Raw genomic sequence first — 18,144 nt, 5'->3', positions numbered from 1 at the left:
TAGTCGTCAGCGAATTCCATAGAGGCCAGCGGCCTAAAGCCGCACCCAAAGGCCGAATGTAAGCGAGCAACCTCTATCCTGCTTGTGTCATACGTTTATTACTTGGCAAATGGCGGCGTCCATGTAACGCACTTAGCACGTTTACGCAAGACAATCGCGCGTAAGCGTCGGTAACCTGTCTTTTCACGACATCAACACATAAGCGGCACCATAACCCGCGATGCTGCACCACACTGGAGACGAGCATGCAAGTGAGACCCGCCATAGCGCTTGGCCAATGGATCACTGAGAGGGCGGACCGCGCTCCGCAACGCAAGGCCCTGACCTTTCAGGAGCGGACGTGGACCTATGGCGAATTCGTTGATGAGATCGACCGGCTGGCTGCAGTACTGCGCCAGGGTGGCGTCGGCCGCGGCGATCGGGTCGGATTCCTGGCATTTAACCATCCGCTGTTCCTGGTAACCCTGTTTGCGACATCCCGCCTCGGCGCGATCTTTGTGCCGCTTAACTTCAGGCTTACCAGCGCCGAACTTGAATTCATCATTAATGACGCTGGCGTGCATACCCTCGTCGTTGGGCCCGACCACCAAGCAGTCATCGATCCGGTGCGCCAAACGCTTAAATGCGAGTGTTTTTACGGGTTCGGCAGCGAAGCCTCAGCCTGGCCGGACATCAGACTCGCCATAAAAGAGGTAGAGCCCTTACGCGAAGCGGTCGAGCTGGCCGATGATGACGTTGCCATCCTTATGTACACCTCCGGTACAACTGGCCGTCCGAAGGGGTCGATGATGACCTGCGGAAACATCTGGTGGAACAACGTCAATGAACTGCTCTCCCTCGACATCATGAGCAGTGACGTACTGCTCACCTGTGCGCCACTGTTCCATGTCGGCGGTCTGAACGTCTTGACCTTGACGTGCGTGCTTAAGGGTGTCCATGTCATTCTGCACCCAACCTTCGACCCGGCCAGAGTCATCGCAGATGTGGCTCGGTACAAGGTCAACCTGATGTTTGCGGTGCCGGCGATGCTGCTGTTCATCAGCCAGCATCCGGACTTCAACGAGGCCGACATGTCGTCGGTGCGTTCCTTCACGGTTGGAGGGGCGCCCTGCCCGGAAACCCTGCTGCGGCTATTCAACGAGCGCGGCATCGCGGTCAACCAGGGATACGGCCTGACCGAGACTGCGGCCATGGCCAGCTTCCTCACGCCGGAATGGTGCTGGGAAAAGATGGGATCAGTTGGCAAGCCGCCGATTCTCACACGCATCCGTCTGATCGACGCCGCGGGCAAACCCATTACCGAACCGCATGTCAGGGGCGAGGTATGCGTACGCGGCATGAATGTGACGCTCGGCTACTGGAATCGCCCCGAAGCCACCCGCGACGCGATCGACGATGAAGGCTGGTTCCGCACTGGCGACATTGGCTATATGGACGAGGACGGCTTTTACACCATCTGCGATCGGGTCAAGGACATGGTAATTACCGGTGGCGAAAACGTCTATCCGGCCGAAGTCGAGAGCGTGCTGTACGAGCATCCGGCTATAGCCGAAGTTGCAGTCATCGGGCAGCCGGACGAAAAGTGGGGCGAGACCGTGGTCGCAGTGGTGGCGTTAAAGCCGGGCGCGAAGCTTGAACTGGAAGAACTGCAGGCATTTTCCAGTGGCAGGCTGGCGCGCTACAAGGTGCCGCGGGTGCTCCGTCTTGTTAGCGCGCTGCCGCGCAATCCCACCGGCAAGGTGTTGAAGTACCAGCTGCGCGATCAGATGAGTCGTCAGAAAGAACCCGGGCCTGCGCAACCTGCTTAGGACATCTGAGGCTAGCGGCGGTTATCGCTATCGGCAAGCAGATAAGGAAGTATCAGACGCTGAAACCTAAACGGAGACAGGAGAAAGACTAATGAAAACTTCCACACAGCGGATCGCTGCGGCAGAGCCGGCGATCCATCACGCAGCCGTACCAAGAGCTAAAACGGGGAGCGCATGATGCAGAAGATCGGCAGGCTCCTGTCCAGGATAACGGACCTTGCAACAGTGATTGGCGCGCTGGGCATTGCGTTAATGATGATTCATATCACATTGGATGTCGTGCTTCGCTACTTGTTCGACCTGCCGCTGCCCGGCACGATCGCCATCGTCTCCTACTACTACATGGTGATCGCGGCTTTTGTGCCGCTGGCTTTCGCAGAGCAGAAGGGGGCGCACATTTCGGTCGAGGTGGTGACCGAGCGCATGCCCGCCTGGATCCAGAACCACCTGACCGGGTGGTCTTATCTGCTTTCAGCAGTGATTTTCGGAATGCTGACCGTGCGGACCTGGGGCGAAGCCATGTCCAAGAAACAGATCGGCGCCTCCATCGTGCAGGGAGAAGCCAGCATCGTCCTGTGGCCAACTTATTTCATCCTGCCCATTGGCTTCGGCCTGATCTTCCTGATCCTCGCCCATAAGTTCTTTGCCTACCTTTTCGCGCACGAATCAGGACTCGATACGCAACGCGCCACTCCTGCCGAAGTGGCAGCTGACTGACGGACAGGAGACAGACATGACAGAAGTGCAAGTCGGATTATTTGGGCTTGGCGCATTGGTTGCCCTGATTGCCATACGGGTGCCGATCGGGATTTCGCTGATTGCGGTTTCCTTTGTCGGGCTATGGGCACTGATGGGCTGGAGCGTGGCATGGGGCGCACTTGGCGTCATTCCTTACCAGTTCGCATCGAACTGGGTTCTTAGTTCGGTACCGATGTTTTTGCTGATGGGATTCGTCTGCTACCACGCAAAGCTGACGTACGGCCTGTTCCGCGCCGCGCGCATGTGGCTGTCCGGCGTGCCGGGAGGACTTGCCATCGCGGCGGTGTTCGGCGCATCTGGCTTTGCGGCGGTGTGCGGCTCGTCGGTTGCCTGTTCGGCGGCAATGGGCCGCATTGCTGTGCCCGAGATGATCCGCGCGCGCTACGACGCGGAGCTTGCCACCGGCACGGTTGCTGCGGCAGGCACTATCGGTGCGCTTATTCCGCCGTCGATCATCATGATCCTGTACGGGATCGTGGCCCAGGTGCCGGTAACGAATCTTTTTCTCGGTGGCGTCAGCGCCGGCCTGCTCACCGCCCTCAGTTACATCGTCATCATCCTGATCCGGGTTAAGCTCAATCCCGCATTGGCGCCAAGCGTGGAAGAAAAGTCTTCGACTGGCGAAAAAATCGCGGCGCTGAAAGAAACCTGGCCCGTCATCTTGATCATGGCAGGCATCTTCGGCGGCCTGTTCAGCGGCATCTTCACGCCGACCGAGGCAGGTGCCGTAGGCGCATTCATGGCCTGCGTTGTCGCGCTGATCAAGGGGTCGCTTACCTGGCAGGTATTTCGTGACGCGGTGGTCGAGACGCTACTGACCACCGGTGCGCTGCTGATCATTGCAGTCGGCGCCAGCCTGCTGGTGCGCTTCCTCGCGCTGTCGGGAGCGGGAGAGTACTTGTCCTCCCTGGTCATCGACACCAACGCCAGCACTGCGGCCATCCTGTTTTCAATCGTATTGGTCTATGTGCTGCTCGGCATGTTCCTCGAGCCGATTGGCGCAATGTTGCTGACCTTGCCTATCGTGCTGCCCATCATCGGTGCCGCTGATCTGAGCCTGATCTGGTTCGGCGTGGTACTTACCAAGCTGCTTGAGATTGGCATGATCACGCCGCCGATCGGCATGAACGTGTTCGTCATCAAGGGCGTGGTTGGTAACCTGATTACGACGGCACGACTGTTTCGCGGCATCACCTGGTTCCTGGTCATGGATTTCATCGTACTCGCGTTCATGATGATCTATCCACAGATCATCATGTGGCTGCCGCAAGTGATGGCGCGCTGAACACTCCTATACGTATACCCTGAGGAGACAACAATGACGTTTGCAAGGCGAGTTACCAAATACATTCTTTCGGTCCTGCTGTGTGGTGCTGCAGCCTTCGGAAGCACTGCCTCAGCGAAGCAATTCAAATACGCGATTGGCTTCCCGCCAGGGTCTTATAACGTGGTCATGGCAGAGGACTACGCCAAACGGGTCAAGGCCTACACTCAGGGTCGGCATACCGTCCGGGTTTTTCCAATGACATTATTGAACATGGCTGAAACCTCGGCCGGCCTGCGCGATGGCATTGCGGACATCGGATTTTTGCTCACACCTTATTTTCCTGCCGAGTATCCCCATGCGAACCTGGTCAACGAAGCCTCAATGATGCTGCGGCTGATGGGAGACGAGGTACGTGGCAAGGAAGCTTCGGCGTTCGTCGGCGCGCTGACCGAGTTTACCTTCTTTAATTGTGTTGAATGTCACCAAGAGTTCGCCAAGCAAAATTCGGTCTATACCGGCCATGTGGGCGGCTCATCCTACGGTCTGATCTGCAACAAGCCAGTCAAGAATGAGGCGGACCTGAAAGGCAAACGTCTGCGCTCGGGTGCAGCGAACTGGTCTCGCTGGTCGACGGCGGTGGGCGCCTCGCCAATCACCATGAGCGCGAACGAAATGCGCGAGGCGCTGAGCCAGGGCGTGGTCGATTGCATTATCCTTTCCACGCCTGAGATCCACAACTTCGGCCTGATGGAGGCTGTCACCGATATCACGATGGCAGTTCCTGGTGGAATTTTCAGCACCGCCGGCTTCAACATGAATACTAACGCATGGCGCAGCCTGAGCGTCGATGACCGCAAGGCCTTCCTGCGGGCAGCCGCCGAGGGCGGCGCTTATACCCCATGGATCTATCAGCAGAAAGAGGGCGAGATTCTTGCCGAGGCAAAGAAGAAAGGGGTGCGCCTGCATGATGCCGACCCGGCGCTTGTAAAGAAAACGCAGGCTTTCATCGAGCAAGACATGGGCACCATCTCCAAGTATTTCGCGGACAAGCACGGCGTCAAACGTGGTGAACAGATGATCACGACCTTCCGTCCGATTCTGCAGAAATGGGTGAAGCTGGTGCAGCCGGTCACGAGCCAGGATCAGCTGGGTCAGTTGTACTGGGATGAAATCTATTCCAAGGTCGACGTCACCAAGCACGGCATGCAGACAGCTCCCTGACACGCGAAGCGGGCGGCCTTTGCTACGTCCGCCCGCATTATCGTCATCGATCCACAGGACAAGATCACGCAGTTCAACACGAGGAGACACGGATGAAAACCATGCAAGGCATTGCCCGGCTTGCCGTCACAGTGATGTTGTGCGCAACCGGCTTCCTGGCGGGCACCGCTGCAGCGAAGGACTTCAAGTATGCGATCGGCCAGCCACCTGGCTCATACAACGAAAAGATGGGCCAGGAGTATGCCAAGCGCGTCAAGCAGTACACGAACGGCAGGCATTCGGTGCGCGTATATCCAATGACCCTGCTGAACATGGCTGAAACGTCGGCCGGGGTGCGTGATGGAATCGCCGACATCGGCTTTCTGCTTACGCCTTATTTTCCTGCAGAGTATCCACACACCAACCTCGTCAGCGAAGCGTCAATGATGCTGCGCCTGATGGGGGATGAGGTGCGCGGCAAGGAGGCTTCCGCCTTCGTCGGCGCGATTAGCGAATTCATCTTCTTCAACTGCCCCGAATGCCATCAGGAGTTCGCCAAACAGAACTCGGTCTACACCGGCCATATCGGCGGTTCGTCCTATGGTTTGATCTGCACCAAGCCGGTCAAGAGCGAAGCTGACCTTAAGGGCAAGCGGCTGCGCGCAGGCGCCGCCAACTGGTCGCGCTGGGCAACGGCAGTGGGCGCAACGCCTATTACCATGAGTGCCAATGAAATGCGCGAGGCCCTGAGCCAGGGCGTGGTCGATTGCATTATCCTTTCCACGCCTGAGATCCACAATTTCGGTTTGATGGAAGCCATCAAGGACATCACCATGGCCGTTCCTGGCGGCATCTTCACGACTGCCGGCTTCAACATGAATACCAAGGCATGGCAGAGCCTGAGCGTGGACGACCGCAAGGCGTTTCTGCGCGCCTCGGCCGAAGGCGGCGCATACACGCCTTGGATTTACCAGCAGAAGGAAAACGAACTGATCGAGGAAGCCAGGAAGAAGGGTGTGCGCATGCATGACGCCGACCCGGCCCTGGTAAAGAAAACGCAGGCATTCATCGAGCAGGACATGAGTACGATCTCGAAGTATTTCGCCGAAAAGCATGGCGTCAAGCGCGGTGAAGAAATGCTCGCCACCTTCCGGCCCATCCTGAGCAAATGGGTCAAGCTGGTGCAGCCGGTCACCAGCATGGAGCAGCTCGGCGACCTGTACTGGAAAGAGATTTACTCCAAGGTCGATGTCGCCCGGCACGGGCAGTAGCGCGGCCGCGCCGACCTGCGGGCGGCTTGGGTTTAGTGCCGCAGTCGCCCTTTCACCTGTTGCAGGAGCCGTCCATGGCAAGGCAATTCACTGATGCACAACTGGCCGAGATCGCGCGGCCGTTCGAGGAACACGCGATCGAGGCGCTGGCGGCAGGCGATTTAGTCAGGGTGCGGGAACTGCTTGGTCAAATGGAACAGGGTCAAGCAGGTCTGGACGCGCTGTCCGCGCATACCCTGGCGCGCAAGGTCGGCAAGCTGCGGCAGGACTTTGGCGAGGAAAAAACCCGCGACGCCCTGCGCCGCATCGGCGCCCGCCTGATGAGCACCTGGGTGCGTCAGTTCCGCGCAGGTGAAGAGAAGGCCGCCATCGCCGATCTCATCGCGGTGTACAAGCATCAGTCAGGGGCCAGGCTCGACATGACAGAAACGGCTGAAGAGTTGGTGGTCAACCTCTCTCCCTGCGGCAGCGGAGGCAGGCTAGAGCGGCAGGGCGCCACCACAAAGCATCCTGCCTGGTATGCCGGCTGGAGCGACGGTGTTTCCGGATTTTGCCAGCTGTGCAAGTCATGCCAGCATGCGTTGAACGAGGAGCTGGACGCGCCAGTGTGGACCACTGAAAAGGGTGACGACGGGCACTGCCGGATGCGCATTCGCAAGCAGGACAAGGAGCCGCTGTTCTCGGCGGATGAACTGGCAGAGCTGGCCAGGACACAGGTGCAGCGTGTCGAACATGCTCTGGATTCGGGCAACACCGATGTCGAGCACCTGTTGCGCGGGCAGCGCAAGGACTGGAAGCCGTGGCACGACTTCGGCGTTGTTTGCCTGGAATATTTTTATAACGTTGCGCTTGAGCTCGGCGGCCCGGACTATCTTGATGAACTGCTGGCCCAGACCTACGAGCCGGCGTTCGTCGCGGGTTTTCCGCGTTACGAGGCGATGGGCGACGCGGAACTGGTGAAGGAGATCGCGCGCACCTGGAACTACCACTGTGCCGACTTCACCATCCATGAAGAAGACGACCGCTTCGTCTTCAGGCTTGACCCGTGCGGCAGCGGCGGGCGCCTGCTGCGCGGTGAAATGTGGCGCGACATGTTCCATTACGGCGAACCGTTGGCGGCAAAGATGGCGTCGCCGCACAACATTAATTTCAACCGGCACAACGCCCCTACCTATTGCACGCACTGCGCCGCGTCGAACCGGGCCCAGCTCAAAGGGGGCCCGCTGTTTTTCCTGATCGACGGGCACGCGCAGATGCAGCCCGGCCAGGCCTGCCGGCAGTTCTCATACAAGAAGGCCGCGCAGCGCGCTTGCGACCCCGACCTGCGCGCACAGGTCGGCATGAGCGACGCGGTCGCGAATCCACCATCACAAGGAATCCACGATGCAGAAAAAAAATCCCTTTGACCTGACCGGAAAGGTCGCGCTGGTGACCGGCTCGACGATGGGCATCGGCGAAGGTACCGCCCGCGTGCTGGCCGAACAGGGCGCGCAGGTCATCATCAGCAGCCGAAAACAGGACCAGTGCGAACAGGTGGCGGCAAGCTTCCGCGAGCAGGGGCTAAAAGCTGAGGGCAAGGCTTGCCACATCGGCCGCATGGAAGATATCGGCGCCATGTACAGTCATATCCGCGACCGCTACGGCAGGCTCGACATCCTGGTGAATAACGCGGTGCTGAGCCCCTGGCGCACGATCGAAGATACGGACGTCGGCCTGTTCGACAAGACGGTGGAAGTGTCGCTGCGTGGCTACTGGTTCATGTCGGCCGAGGCTGCCAAGCTGATGAAGACCCACGGCGGCGGTAGCATGGTCAACATCGCCTCGGTGGCGGCGCTTCATCCTGACCGCATGCTCAGCCTGTATTCGACTCTGAAGACCGCACTGATCGGCATGAGCCGCTCGTTCGCGCTGGAATACGGGCGCGACAACATCCGGGCCAATACCATACTTCCCGGCGTGTTCCCAACCAAGCTTGCTGACGCCTTCGACGAGCAGACGCGCAGCAAGATACTCGACAAGACTGCGCTTGGGCGGCTCGGCAAGGTGGAGGAGATCGGCTATGCCGTGACTTATCTGTGCTCGGACGCCGGTGCCTATGTCACCGGCAACAACCTTGTGGTCGACGGTGGCATGACCGTCGGCCTGATGTAGCCATGCGGTTCCAGGGAAAAGTCGCTCTGGTGACGGGAGCCGGCGGCGGTATTGGCAGCGCGATTTCACGGCGGCTGGCCGCAGAAGGCGCGCAGCTTGTGCTGATGGATGTCAGCGATACGGTCGACGAGACGGCCAGTACCCTTGCCGGTACTGGTGTGCAGACGCTGACGCTGCGCGCGGACGTGGCCAACTTTGCCCAGGTTCGCGAAGCCGTCGCGGCTGCCGAGGCCCGCTTCGGCGTGATCGACTGCCTGATCAATAATGCGGGGCTGACCGCCACCATCGCGCCGCTGGACCGCATGGAGGATGCGCAGTGGGCGGGCGAAATCGGGGTGAATCTCACCGGACCGTTCAATCTGATCCGGGCAGTGCTGCCCGGGATGACTGCACGTGGCTGGGGCCGAATCGTCAACATTTCCTCCGCTGCCGCGCGCGGCGGCCTGTATCGGCAGGCAGGCTATTCGGCGTCCAAGTCCGGCCTGCTGGGACTTACGCGCAACGTGACTCTCGAATACGCCGCCAGCGGCATCACCTGCAACGCCGTCCTGCCCGGATTGATCGCTACTCCCGCGGTGGCCCGGCTGCCGCGTGCCATCGTCGATTACACCATGAGCATGACGCCGGCGCGCCGCCCCGGCACCGTCGATGAAATCGCGGCCGTCGTGGCGTTCCTGTGTGGCGAAGAGGCAGCTTATGTGAACGGCGCCGAGATAGACGTAGACGGCGGCTCGCGCCTGTGTCCGACCGTGCTGGGCAGCAGCCGCGAGGTCGAACGCAGGCTTGCCATCGCCACCGGAAAGACGGGAGGCCAGGCATGACCGAGCAAGAACTTCAGGCCCTGCAGTCGTGGGTCGGTCGCAGCAAGACAGTCGTCGAAGTGCTTAGTCCGGTCCCGGCCAGGTCCCTTGCGGCCACGCTCAGCCTGCCTGTGGCGCTGCATCCTCGCGATATTCTGCCGCCGCTCTGGCACTGGCTGTACTTTCACGATGACACGCCATCGGACCAACTTGGTGAGGACGGTGCCCCGCGCACCGGCGCGCTGATGCCCCCGGTGCCGCTGGAGCAGCTAATGTGGGCGGGGGCCGAGTTCGAATTTCTACGGCCGTTGCGCATCGGCGTGGAAACGAGCAAGCGTTCCACCATCGCCGAGATGCGCTATAAATCAGGCCGGCGCGGACCCATGGTATTCGTTACCTGGGAACACTGCTACGAGCAGGACCGGCAGCCGGCGGTGATCGAGCGTTCGCGCGCGGTCTTTCTCGGCGCGAGCGACGGCACCGCTGCCGTTCCCGATGCGCCTGTGTCTGCAGGAAGGGCAGTCTGGCCGGTCAACGAGGCGGTGTTGTTCCGTTACTCGGCGCTGACTTTTAATTCCCATCGCATTCACTATGACCGCGACTACGCGCGCGAGATCGGCGGCTATCCCGGGCTCATCGTGCACGGCCCCTTGCAGGCGACGCTGCTGGCGGAAAGCTACCGCGCCTGGCATCCGGAGCGCCCTCTCGCTCATGCCGTTTGCCGGGCGCGCGCGCCACTGTTTCTCGGCGCCCCTGTCATCGTCCACGCCGGACGCGAGGAAGGCGACAGCCTGACGTTGTGGACCGAAGCCGGCGCAGGCGGCATGGCAATGGAAGCCGTCTTCAGCAGTCAGGCCGCTGGGAACATGCGGTGAGGCAGGACGACATCCTCGCGCCGCGTCTTCGCGCCCTGATCGGCCGGCTGATACCGGAGGCCGACGGCATCGCCGACCTGCGCGCGTTGCCGGGCGGGGCCAGCCAGGAAACCTGGTCGTTCGATGCGGTCACCGGCGGTGGCCGCGTTCCCCTGATCCTGCGCCGTGCACCGCCGGGCTCTGCGCCGCCGGCAGAAGCAATCGGCCTGGCAACAGAAGCCTGCCTGCTCGAACAGGTCGTCCAATCGGGCGTGCCGGTGCCGCGCGTGGCAGGCGTGCTGGCACCCGAGGATGGGCTGGGAGAAGGCTATGTGATGTCGCGCATCGCGGGCGAGGCCAACTCGCGGCGCATCCTGCGCGATGACCGCTACGCGCAGGCCCGGAGCCGCCTTGCCTGGCAATGCGGACAGGCGCTGGGTCGAATCCATGCGCTTGATCCTTTGCGACTGCCGCCGCTGCGGGCGAGCGGCGCACGCGAGGAGGTGGCCTACTACAGAAAGCGTCACGACACCGTGGGCACGCCACGGCCGGTGTTCGAACTTGCCTTGCAGTGGCTGCAGCAACGCGTGCCGGAAAGCGCGGTGCGCCGCACGCTGGTCCACGGCGACTTCCGCAACGGCAACATCATGATCGATGAAAACGGGCTGTGCGGTGTCCTCGACTGGGAAATCGCCCACTTTGGCGATCCGATGGAGGACCTGGGCTGGATGTGCGTCAATTCCTGGCGCTACGGAAGCGAGTTGCCGGTAGGCGGTTTCGGCACCCGCGAGGAGCTGTTCGCTGGCTACGAAGCTGCGGGCGGCAAGGTCGACCAGGCGCGGGTGCGTTTCTGGGAAGTACTGGGGACGCTGAAGTGGGGCGTCATCTGCGAATCGATGGCGGTCTCCTACCAGAGCGGCGACGTCCGTACGGTCGAGCGTGCGGCGGTCGGACGCCGCGCCTCGGAGGCGGAAATCGATCTCTTGTGCCTGATCCAGGATGGAGAACAGTGATGTCTGAACAACCCTCAGCGCCAGAACTGATCCAGGCCGTTGCCGACTTCCTGCGCGACGATGCGCTGCCTCGACTTGATGGACTGACGGCATTCCATGCGCGGGTCGCCGTCAGTCTGCTTGAGATCGTCAGACGAGAAATTGAACTGGGCCCGGATGCGGACGCGCAGCAGCGTGCCAGGCTGCAGGACCTGCTGGGTAGCGAAGGCGGACTCGATGCACTCAACCGCGAACTGTGCGAGCGCATCGCGCGCGGCGAAGTCAATGCGCACTCCCCGGGCCTGATGCCCCATCTGCTGCGCACCGGCCTGGCGAAACTCGCGGTGGACCAGCCGGGGTACTTGACGTACCGGCGGTTGCAGCAGCATAAACCCGAAGGAGGACAGTAATGCCTGTGGAGAACGGTATTTCGCATTGGATACCGGCACCCGATGAGGCGGCCCTGGTAAAAGAGATGACGGTTGGCGACCTGCTCGACGAGGCGGCGCGTAAGTGGCCGGACCAGGATGGCCTCGCCTATGTCGCGTATGAGGATCGCGGTCTCTCGCTGCGTTGGTCGTTTGCCGAACTGCGCGAGCGCAGCCGCGTCGTTGCCCGCGCCCTGATGGCGTCGGGTATTGGCCCCGGCGATCGGGTGGCGCTATGGGCCACCAACCTGCCCGAATGGCTGTTGCTGGAATTCGGTGCGGCTTACTGCGGCGCGGTACTGGTACCGATCAATCCCCTGCTGCGCAGCGCCGAGGTTGCCTACATCCTGCGCACCGCAAGCGTCAACGCGTGTTTCGCCTTGCCGGAGAATCGCGGCGCGTCGCTATGGGAGATGTTTCACGAGGCGGCACGTGAAGCGCCCTCGCTGCGTCTGCGCGTGGCGATTGGCAAGGCACCCGACGACAAGGGAATCGCCTGGGCCGACTGGCTGGCCGGCGGCGCAACAGTAAGCGAAGACGCCCTCGAGCAGCGCCGCAAGGGCGTCGCAGCAGGTGACACCGTACAGATACAGTTCACCTCGGGCACCACCGGTTTTCCAAAAGGCGCGGAGCTGAGCCATCGCGGCGTGGTCAACGACGGCCGCCTGTTCGCGCAGCGTGCGGCGCTGAGCGAAGGCAGCCGCTGGGTCAACCCGATGCCATTGTTCCATTGCGGCGGCTGTGTCATTGCTACCCTGGGCGCGCTGGCGTCCGGGACCACCCAATACCCCATCGTCACTTTCGAGCCGGACCGGGTGGCGCGCACCATCGCGCGCGAACGCGTCAACGTACTGAGCGCCGTGCCGACGATGCTGATTGCACTGGAAGAAGCTGCCGACCGCGAGGGCCTCGATCTGGCCAGCCTGGAACGTGTGATTACCGGTGGTTCCACCGTACCGGTGGAACTGCTGCGCCATTGGCACGTGCGCTACGGCGCGCGCTGCTCGATCACCTACGGCCTGACCGAAGCGTCTCCAATCATCACCCAAAGCGCGCCGCATGACCCGGAGGAGCTGCAGATGGGCAGTTGCGGTCAGCCGCTTCCCGCCGCCGAGGTGGATCTGGTCGATGCCGGCGGAAACAGGGTTCCATTGGGCGAGGTAGGCGAGGTGCGTACCCGCGGCTGGCTGGTGATGAAGGGATACTTCGGCAATGCGCAAGCCACGCGCGACGCGTTGTCGGCGGACGGCTGGCTGCGTACCGGCGATTTGGGGCGCATGGACGAGCTCGGCTACCTGTGGATCAGCGGCCGCGCCAAGGACATGATCATCCGTGGCGGGGAAAACATCTCGCCGCGTGAGATCGAGGAAGTCCTGCTGACGCTGGAAGAGATCACCGATGCCAACGTGGTCGGCGTGCCCGACTCACGGTACGGCGAGGAAGTGTGCGCTTACGTGCGCCTAAAGCCGGGAGCGTCGCTGAACGCCGAACAGATGCGCGAGCGCCTGCATGACCGCATCGCCCGTTACAAGATCCCCAAGTACCTGCGCGTGGTCGAGCAGTTTCCGCTCACACCTTCGGGCAAGGTACAGAAGTTCAGGCTGCGCGAAATGTTCGCGGCCGAAGCGGCGCGTACCGACCCGGCACCGGCCGCCGGCTGAGAAGGCGGCGACCGCCGCCAAACACACGATTTGGAGAAAAGGACAAAACATGAAGATCAGAGACAAGGTCGTCGTCGTCACCGGCGGCGGAAACGGGATCGGCGCCGCGATGGCGCGCCGCTTCGCAGCCGAGGGTGCGCGGGCGGTAGTGGTGGCCGATCTTGACGGCACGGCCGCCAGCAAAGTTGCTTCGGAAATCGGCGGCATGGGGATGGCGGTCAACGTGGCAAGGGAGCAGGAACTTGCGGAACTGGTCGCGAGCACGGTGGCGACCCACGGGCACATCGACCTTTTCTGCTCCAATGCCGGAGTATCGATTGGCAATGGACTGGAATCCTCCGATGCAGACTGGGAAAAGGCATGGTCGGTCAACCTGATGGCGCATGTGTATGCGGCGCGGGCGGTGGTTCCGCACATGCTGGAGCGCGGCGAGGGCTATCTGTTGCAGACCGCCTCGGCAGCGGGCTTGCTGTCAATCTCGGATGCTTCCTATGCGGTCACGAAACACGGTGCGGTGGCGTTTGCGGAATGGCTGTCGATCACCTACGGCGATCGCGGCATCAAGGTCAGCTGCTTCTGCCCGATGGGCGTGCGCACCAACATGCTGCTCGGCAGCGTGAGCGAGGTTGACCAGCCCGCGCTGCTTGCCGCCGCGGTCGAGCCGGCGGACGCTGCCGAAGCCATTGTCCAGGGCATCGATGCGGAACGCTTCCTGATTCTCACGCATCCTGAAGTGCTTGAATACATGCGACGCAAGGGCGCGGATTATGACCGCTGGCTCAAGGGCATGCGGCGCTACCAGCAGCAACCGCCATCGACGAAGTCCTGAACGAGGAAAACAACATGGATTTTCAGCACAGCAGCAAGGTGCGCAGCCTGCAGGACAAGCTTGGCGCATTCATGGAGCAGCATATCTACCCGGCCGAGCAGGCCTATTACGACCAGGTGTTCTCCGGCGACCGCTACGACACCGTTGCGCTGATGGAGGAACTGAAGGTCAAGGCACGCGAGGCGGGGCTGTGGAACCTGTTCCTGCCGGGCGATCACGGCGCAGGCCTCAGCAACCTGGAGTACGCCCCCTTGGCCGAAATCATGGGTCGGGTCGAGTGGGCGTCCGAAGTGTTCAACTGCTCGGCGCCGGACACCGGCAACATGGAGATACTGACACTGTTTGGCAACGACGAGCAGAAAAAGACCTGGCTGGAGCCGCTGCTCAATGGCCAGATCCGCTCGGCGTTCTCGATGACCGAGCCGGAAGTGGCGTCGAGCGACGCGACCAACATACGCTGCGAGATACGGCGCGACGGCGACGAGTATGTGATCAACGGCCGCAAATGGTTCACCTCGGGCGCCCTCAACAAGCGCTGCAAGGTGCTGATCGTCATGGGCAAGACCGATCCCGACCATCCCGACGTGCACAAGCAGCAGTCGATGATCCTGGTACCGAAGGACACGCCGGGCGTGAAGATCGTGCGCGACATCACGGCGTTCGGCTATGACGATGCGCCACTCGGCCATCCGGAGATCGTGTATGACAATGTCCGGGTGCCCGCGTCCAATATCCTCCTGGGCGAAGGGCGCGGTTTTGAGATAGCCCAGGGTCGGCTGGGGCCGGGCCGCATCCATCACTGCATGCGCCTGATTGGCGTTGCGCAGCGCGCGCTCGAAAGCATGTGCGCCCGCGCCGAGTCACGCGTGGCTTTTGGACGCCGGCTGTCCGAGCAGGGATCGGTGCGCGAAGACATCGCGCACTCCTGGTGTGAGCTGGAGCAGGCACGCTTGCTGACGCTCAAGGCAGCAGACAAGATGGACCGCGACGGCAACAAGGCGGCCAAGGATCTGATCGCCGCCGCCAAGATCGTCGTGCCCAGCATGGCCGCGCGCGTGATCGACCGCGCCATCCAGGTCCATGGCGGCATGGGCGTGTCGCAGGACACTTTCCTTCCCAAGGCCTATGTGTACGCACGCTTCATCCGCATCGGCGACGGCCCGGATCAGGTGCACCTGGCGGCGGTGGCGAAGCAGCTGGTCAAGCAGTATGCCGCCGCAGCCGGAGCACAACCATGAAGGCGGTACTGTGCAAGCAATATGGTCCGCCCGAGGCGCTGGTGCTGGAGGACGTCGCACCCTTGCGGCCGGGACCGGGGCAGGTCCTGATCTCGGTACGCGCAACTGGCGTCAACTTCCCGGATACCTTGATCATCGAGAACAGATACCAGCTCAAGCCGGATCTGCCGTTTTCTCCCGGTGCCGAGGTGGCCGGCCTGGTGCAGGCAGTGGGCGTGGGCGTGCGCGCCTTCCGGCCGGGCGACCGGGTAATCGCCGTGCCTGGCTATGGCGGCTATGCCGAGCAGACGCTGGCACGGGAGGAGGATACCTTCGCACTTCCCGACGGCATCGATTTCCCGGACGCGGCGGCATTCCTGATCGCCTACGGAACGACCCATTACGCATTGCAGGAGCGCGCGGCGCTGCGACCCGGCGAAACCCTGCTGGTGCTTGGTGCCGCCGGCGGCACTGGCCTTTCCGCAGTCGAACTGGGCAAGCTGCTCGGCGCGCGGGTCATCGCTGCAGCATCCAGCGACGAGAAGCTCGCCCTGTGCCGCGAGCACGGTGCCGACGAGGTCATCAACTACAGCCGGGAAGACCTTCGCCAGCGCCTGAAGGAGCTCACCGGCGGGCGCGGGGTGGATATCGTCTACGACCCCGTGGGGGGCAGCTACAGCGAAGCGGCGCTGCGCAGCATGGCCTGGAACGGCCACTTTCTGGTTATCGGCTTTACTGCAGGCGAAATTCCCAAGATCGCGCTCAATCTCACATTGCTCAAGGGCTGTTCCATTGTCGGCGTGTGGTGGGGCGGCTTCCTGCGCAGTGAACCGGAACGCGCGGCGGCGCTGACACGGGAACTGGTCGAATGGTTTCGGCAGGGGAAGGTGCGCCCCTACATCTCGAAGCGCTACCCCCTGGAACAGGCAGCCCAGGCGCTGGTTGAAGTCGCAGCCCGCAAGGTGACCGGCAAGATCGTGCTGCTGCCGGGTTCGGCACAGGATGAATGACATGTCTTTTCCTCCTCTTATTGGAACAAACCTTTAGAACTTACGCAAAGCGCATCTTGACGGAAGGTTTTTTGAGCTGCTGACGGAGGTAGTTGTTGAGCAGTCCGTGCTTGATGCGGTAGACGGTTTGTTGGGTTTGGCGTGCGAGGTCGGTCAAGCGGGGCCAGACGAGCATGGCGCAGGCGATATGGTTGCGCTGGATGCACGCCTTGCGGCACTGGTTGCCTCCGGCGTGGCGGTGATGGCGTACAACGTGCTGGCGGTATTGCAATCGGCGGTGTGGGCTGCGCACAAGCTGCAATACGATGATATAGAACTGTCGCCTTACTGATTCGCTGATGAAATCCGTGCGCGCTATGCTGGCATGGTGATGGCTTTTATACCAGCAGCATGGGAGCCTTACGACCGCATGACTGCGGCCCAGCTGCCGGAGATATTGCTGCAAATAGCACTGCATGCCAATCCCAAGGCACTGCGAAAGCGTCCGCGCCGCCCGAAACCATCGGCAAAGAAGGGCTATGTCTCAGGTGCGGTCGCACGGCGTCATGTCGCCACCGCACGGGTTCTCAAAAATCGACTCGTTAAGTAAGACCTTGAAAGGGGTGGTTCTAAGACGGGCGCTTCATCTTACAAACCGTCGGCTGTGTAGCGATCTCGGGTGGAATTTTCTTTTCCGTCTTCCATCCGAATCCGGTTCCTTCCTGATCGAACCTGACTTCCTTCTCACCCGCCTTCGACCACACGGCGATATACAGTGGCTGCTGCAACTGGTGGTCGGCGGCGCGCATGGTGACATCACCGTTCAGGCTCTTGACGGTCATGCCTTCCATCTTCAGCGCTACCTTGACCGGGTCGGTGGTTTTTGCTTCACGTATCGCCTTGCTCAGCATGGTCACTGCCGAATGGGTTTGCATCCAGGTGTAGTCATCGTTGTACTTCGCCTTAAATATATCGACAATATCCTTGCCTGTGTAGGATTCGTTGTTGACGTTCCATACACCAACGTACCTGACCTTTCCCGCCCCGGCGCTACCCATTGCAGTGGGCGCGCCCTTGAGGACTGCGTAATAGGTATAGAAGTTGGCGTCGACGCCGGCATCCTTAGATGCCTTGATCAACAGGGCAAGGTCGGCTCCCCAGTTGCCGGTAATGACAGTATCCGCACCTGATGCTTTAATCTTGCTGACATAGGGTGCAAAGTCCTTCACCTGCCCAATCGGATGAAGATCGTCGCCGACAATCTCCACATCCGGCCGTTTTCCTTTTAGGTACTCTTTCGCGGACTTGCTCACCGACCGGCCGAATGCGTAGTCCTGGCCGATGATGTAGACCTTTTTAATGTTCTTATCCTGAGACATATGTTCGACCAGGGCCTGCATCTTCATATCGGAGTTCGAATCGAAGCTGAAGTGCCAGAAGCTGCATTTTCCGTTGGTAAGTTCCGGGTCCACCGCGCCATGATTGATATAAATGACTTCCTTGCCGGGATGGCGCTCGTTGTACTTGTTAATGGCATCGATCAGTGCCAGTCCCGCGCCCGAGCCGTTGGCCTGCGCGATATAGCGGAACCCGCCGTCAATCGCGCGCTTGAGCTGGTTCAGGCTCTCCTGCGGGCTAGCCTTGTTGTCGAAAGCGACGAATTCCAGCGTATGCTCGCCTGCCCATTTTTCCTTGTTGGCGATCTCTCCCATGATTTGCCAGCTTTTCAGCTGGTTCTCACCGAGCGCGGCGAACGGCCCGGAAAGCGGATCGATGACGGCAATCTTCACGGTGTCCGCTATTGCGGATGATGCGACCAGGGTGAGGGCTGCGAGCTTGACGGGAACGAGATATGGAAATGGGATTTGCACAGTTGTCTCCTTCGCCTGACGGCGTGTTGTATTGAGTAAGTGTTTTC

At 61.3% G+C, this 18,144-nt stretch carries 16 protein-coding genes and 1 pseudogene; 15 read left to right on the top strand and 2 right to left on the bottom strand.

Features of this window, described 5'->3' with window-relative positions; genetic code table 11:
* The first annotated feature begins 245 nt into the window (after positions 1-245).
* The 15 genes from FH061_RS22800 (at position 246) to FH061_RS22730 (ending at position 16,247) form a co-directional block, all read left to right on the top strand.
* Entirely contained in the window at positions 246-1,808 is a 1,563-nt protein-coding gene (locus FH061_RS22800) for an acyl-CoA synthetase (protein ID WP_151638130.1), read from the top strand.
* A 174-nt stretch (positions 1,809-1,982) separates the two neighbouring features.
* A complete protein-coding gene (locus FH061_RS22795; RefSeq protein ID WP_225984825.1) occupies positions 1,983-2,525 on the top strand; it encodes a TRAP transporter small permease in 543 nt (180 codons plus the stop codon).
* Between the two features lie 16 nt (positions 2,526-2,541).
* Positions 2,542-3,852, top strand: a complete 1,311-nt coding sequence (locus FH061_RS22790) for a TRAP transporter large permease (RefSeq protein WP_151638129.1) — start codon at positions 2,542-2,544, stop codon at positions 3,850-3,852.
* A 33-nt stretch (positions 3,853-3,885) separates the two neighbouring features.
* On the top strand, positions 3,886-5,055 hold the full coding sequence (locus tag FH061_RS22785) for a C4-dicarboxylate TRAP transporter substrate-binding protein (protein WP_151638128.1): 1,170 nt from the start codon (positions 3,886-3,888) through the stop codon (positions 5,053-5,055).
* Between the two features lie 92 nt (positions 5,056-5,147).
* A complete protein-coding gene (locus FH061_RS22780) occupies positions 5,148-6,305 on the top strand; it encodes a C4-dicarboxylate TRAP transporter substrate-binding protein (RefSeq protein ID WP_151638127.1) in 1,158 nt (385 codons plus the stop codon).
* 74 nt (positions 6,306-6,379) lie between these two features.
* Positions 6,380-7,711: a hypothetical protein gene (locus tag FH061_RS22775; RefSeq protein ID WP_151638126.1), complete on the top strand. Its 1,332-nt coding sequence runs from the start codon at positions 6,380-6,382 to the stop codon at positions 7,709-7,711.
* Entirely contained in the window at positions 7,689-8,456 is a 768-nt protein-coding gene (locus tag FH061_RS22770) for a glucose 1-dehydrogenase (protein WP_151638125.1), read from the top strand. Before FH061_RS22775 ends, FH061_RS22770 begins: the two co-directional genes overlap by 23 nt.
* Before the next feature lie 2 nt (positions 8,457-8,458).
* On the top strand, positions 8,459-9,277 hold the full coding sequence (locus tag FH061_RS22765) for an SDR family NAD(P)-dependent oxidoreductase (RefSeq protein ID WP_151638124.1): 819 nt from the start codon (positions 8,459-8,461) through the stop codon (positions 9,275-9,277).
* Positions 9,274-10,131 carry an FAS1-like dehydratase domain-containing protein gene (locus FH061_RS22760; RefSeq protein ID WP_151638123.1) on the top strand — a complete coding sequence of 286 codons (858 nt, stop codon included), beginning with the start codon at positions 9,274-9,276 and terminating at the stop codon, positions 10,129-10,131. The genes FH061_RS22765 and FH061_RS22760 overlap by 4 nt, the downstream gene beginning before the upstream one ends.
* Positions 10,056-11,123, top strand: coding sequence for a phosphotransferase family protein (locus FH061_RS22755; RefSeq protein ID WP_225984824.1), 1,068 nt, complete (start codon positions 10,056-10,058; stop codon positions 11,121-11,123). The genes FH061_RS22760 and FH061_RS22755 overlap by 76 nt, the downstream gene beginning before the upstream one ends.
* Complete coding sequence (locus FH061_RS22750; RefSeq protein WP_151638122.1) at positions 11,123-11,512, top strand: DUF6285 domain-containing protein; 390 nt, start codon at positions 11,123-11,125, stop codon at positions 11,510-11,512. The genes FH061_RS22755 and FH061_RS22750 overlap by 1 nt, the downstream gene beginning before the upstream one ends.
* Positions 11,512-13,191, top strand: a complete 1,680-nt coding sequence (locus FH061_RS22745) for an AMP-binding protein (RefSeq protein ID WP_151638121.1) — start codon at positions 11,512-11,514, stop codon at positions 13,189-13,191. Before FH061_RS22750 ends, FH061_RS22745 begins: the two co-directional genes overlap by 1 nt.
* 49 nt (positions 13,192-13,240) lie before the next feature.
* Positions 13,241-14,020: an SDR family oxidoreductase gene (locus FH061_RS22740; protein ID WP_151638120.1), complete on the top strand. Its 780-nt coding sequence runs from the start codon at positions 13,241-13,243 to the stop codon at positions 14,018-14,020.
* 14 nt (positions 14,021-14,034) lie between these two features.
* Entirely contained in the window at positions 14,035-15,258 is a 1,224-nt protein-coding gene (locus FH061_RS22735; RefSeq protein WP_151638119.1) for an acyl-CoA dehydrogenase family protein, read from the top strand.
* Positions 15,255-16,247 (top strand): NADPH:quinone oxidoreductase family protein, encoded by a 993-nt coding sequence (locus FH061_RS22730; protein WP_151638118.1) that lies wholly within the window; start codon positions 15,255-15,257, stop codon positions 16,245-16,247. The genes FH061_RS22735 and FH061_RS22730 overlap by 4 nt, the downstream gene beginning before the upstream one ends.
* A 40-nt stretch (positions 16,248-16,287) precedes the next feature.
* Here FH061_RS22730 and FH061_RS32000 read toward each other — a convergent pair.
* Positions 16,288-16,470: pseudogene (locus FH061_RS32000) on the bottom strand (IS701 family transposase); the annotation flags it as partial.
* Positions 16,471-16,855: 385 nt separating this feature from the next.
* A complete protein-coding gene (locus tag FH061_RS22720) occupies positions 16,856-18,097 on the bottom strand; it encodes a branched-chain amino acid ABC transporter substrate-binding protein (protein ID WP_225984823.1) in 1,242 nt (413 codons plus the stop codon).
* Between the last annotated feature and the right edge of the window lie 47 nt (positions 18,098-18,144).

This window comes from Noviherbaspirillum aerium, from assembly GCF_008929045.1.
Lineage (GTDB): Bacteria > Pseudomonadota > Gammaproteobacteria > Burkholderiales > Burkholderiaceae_D > Noviherbaspirillum > Noviherbaspirillum aerium.
The sequence above is the reverse complement of the archived record's forward strand: the minus strand, read 5'-3'. Positions and strand labels throughout refer to the sequence as shown.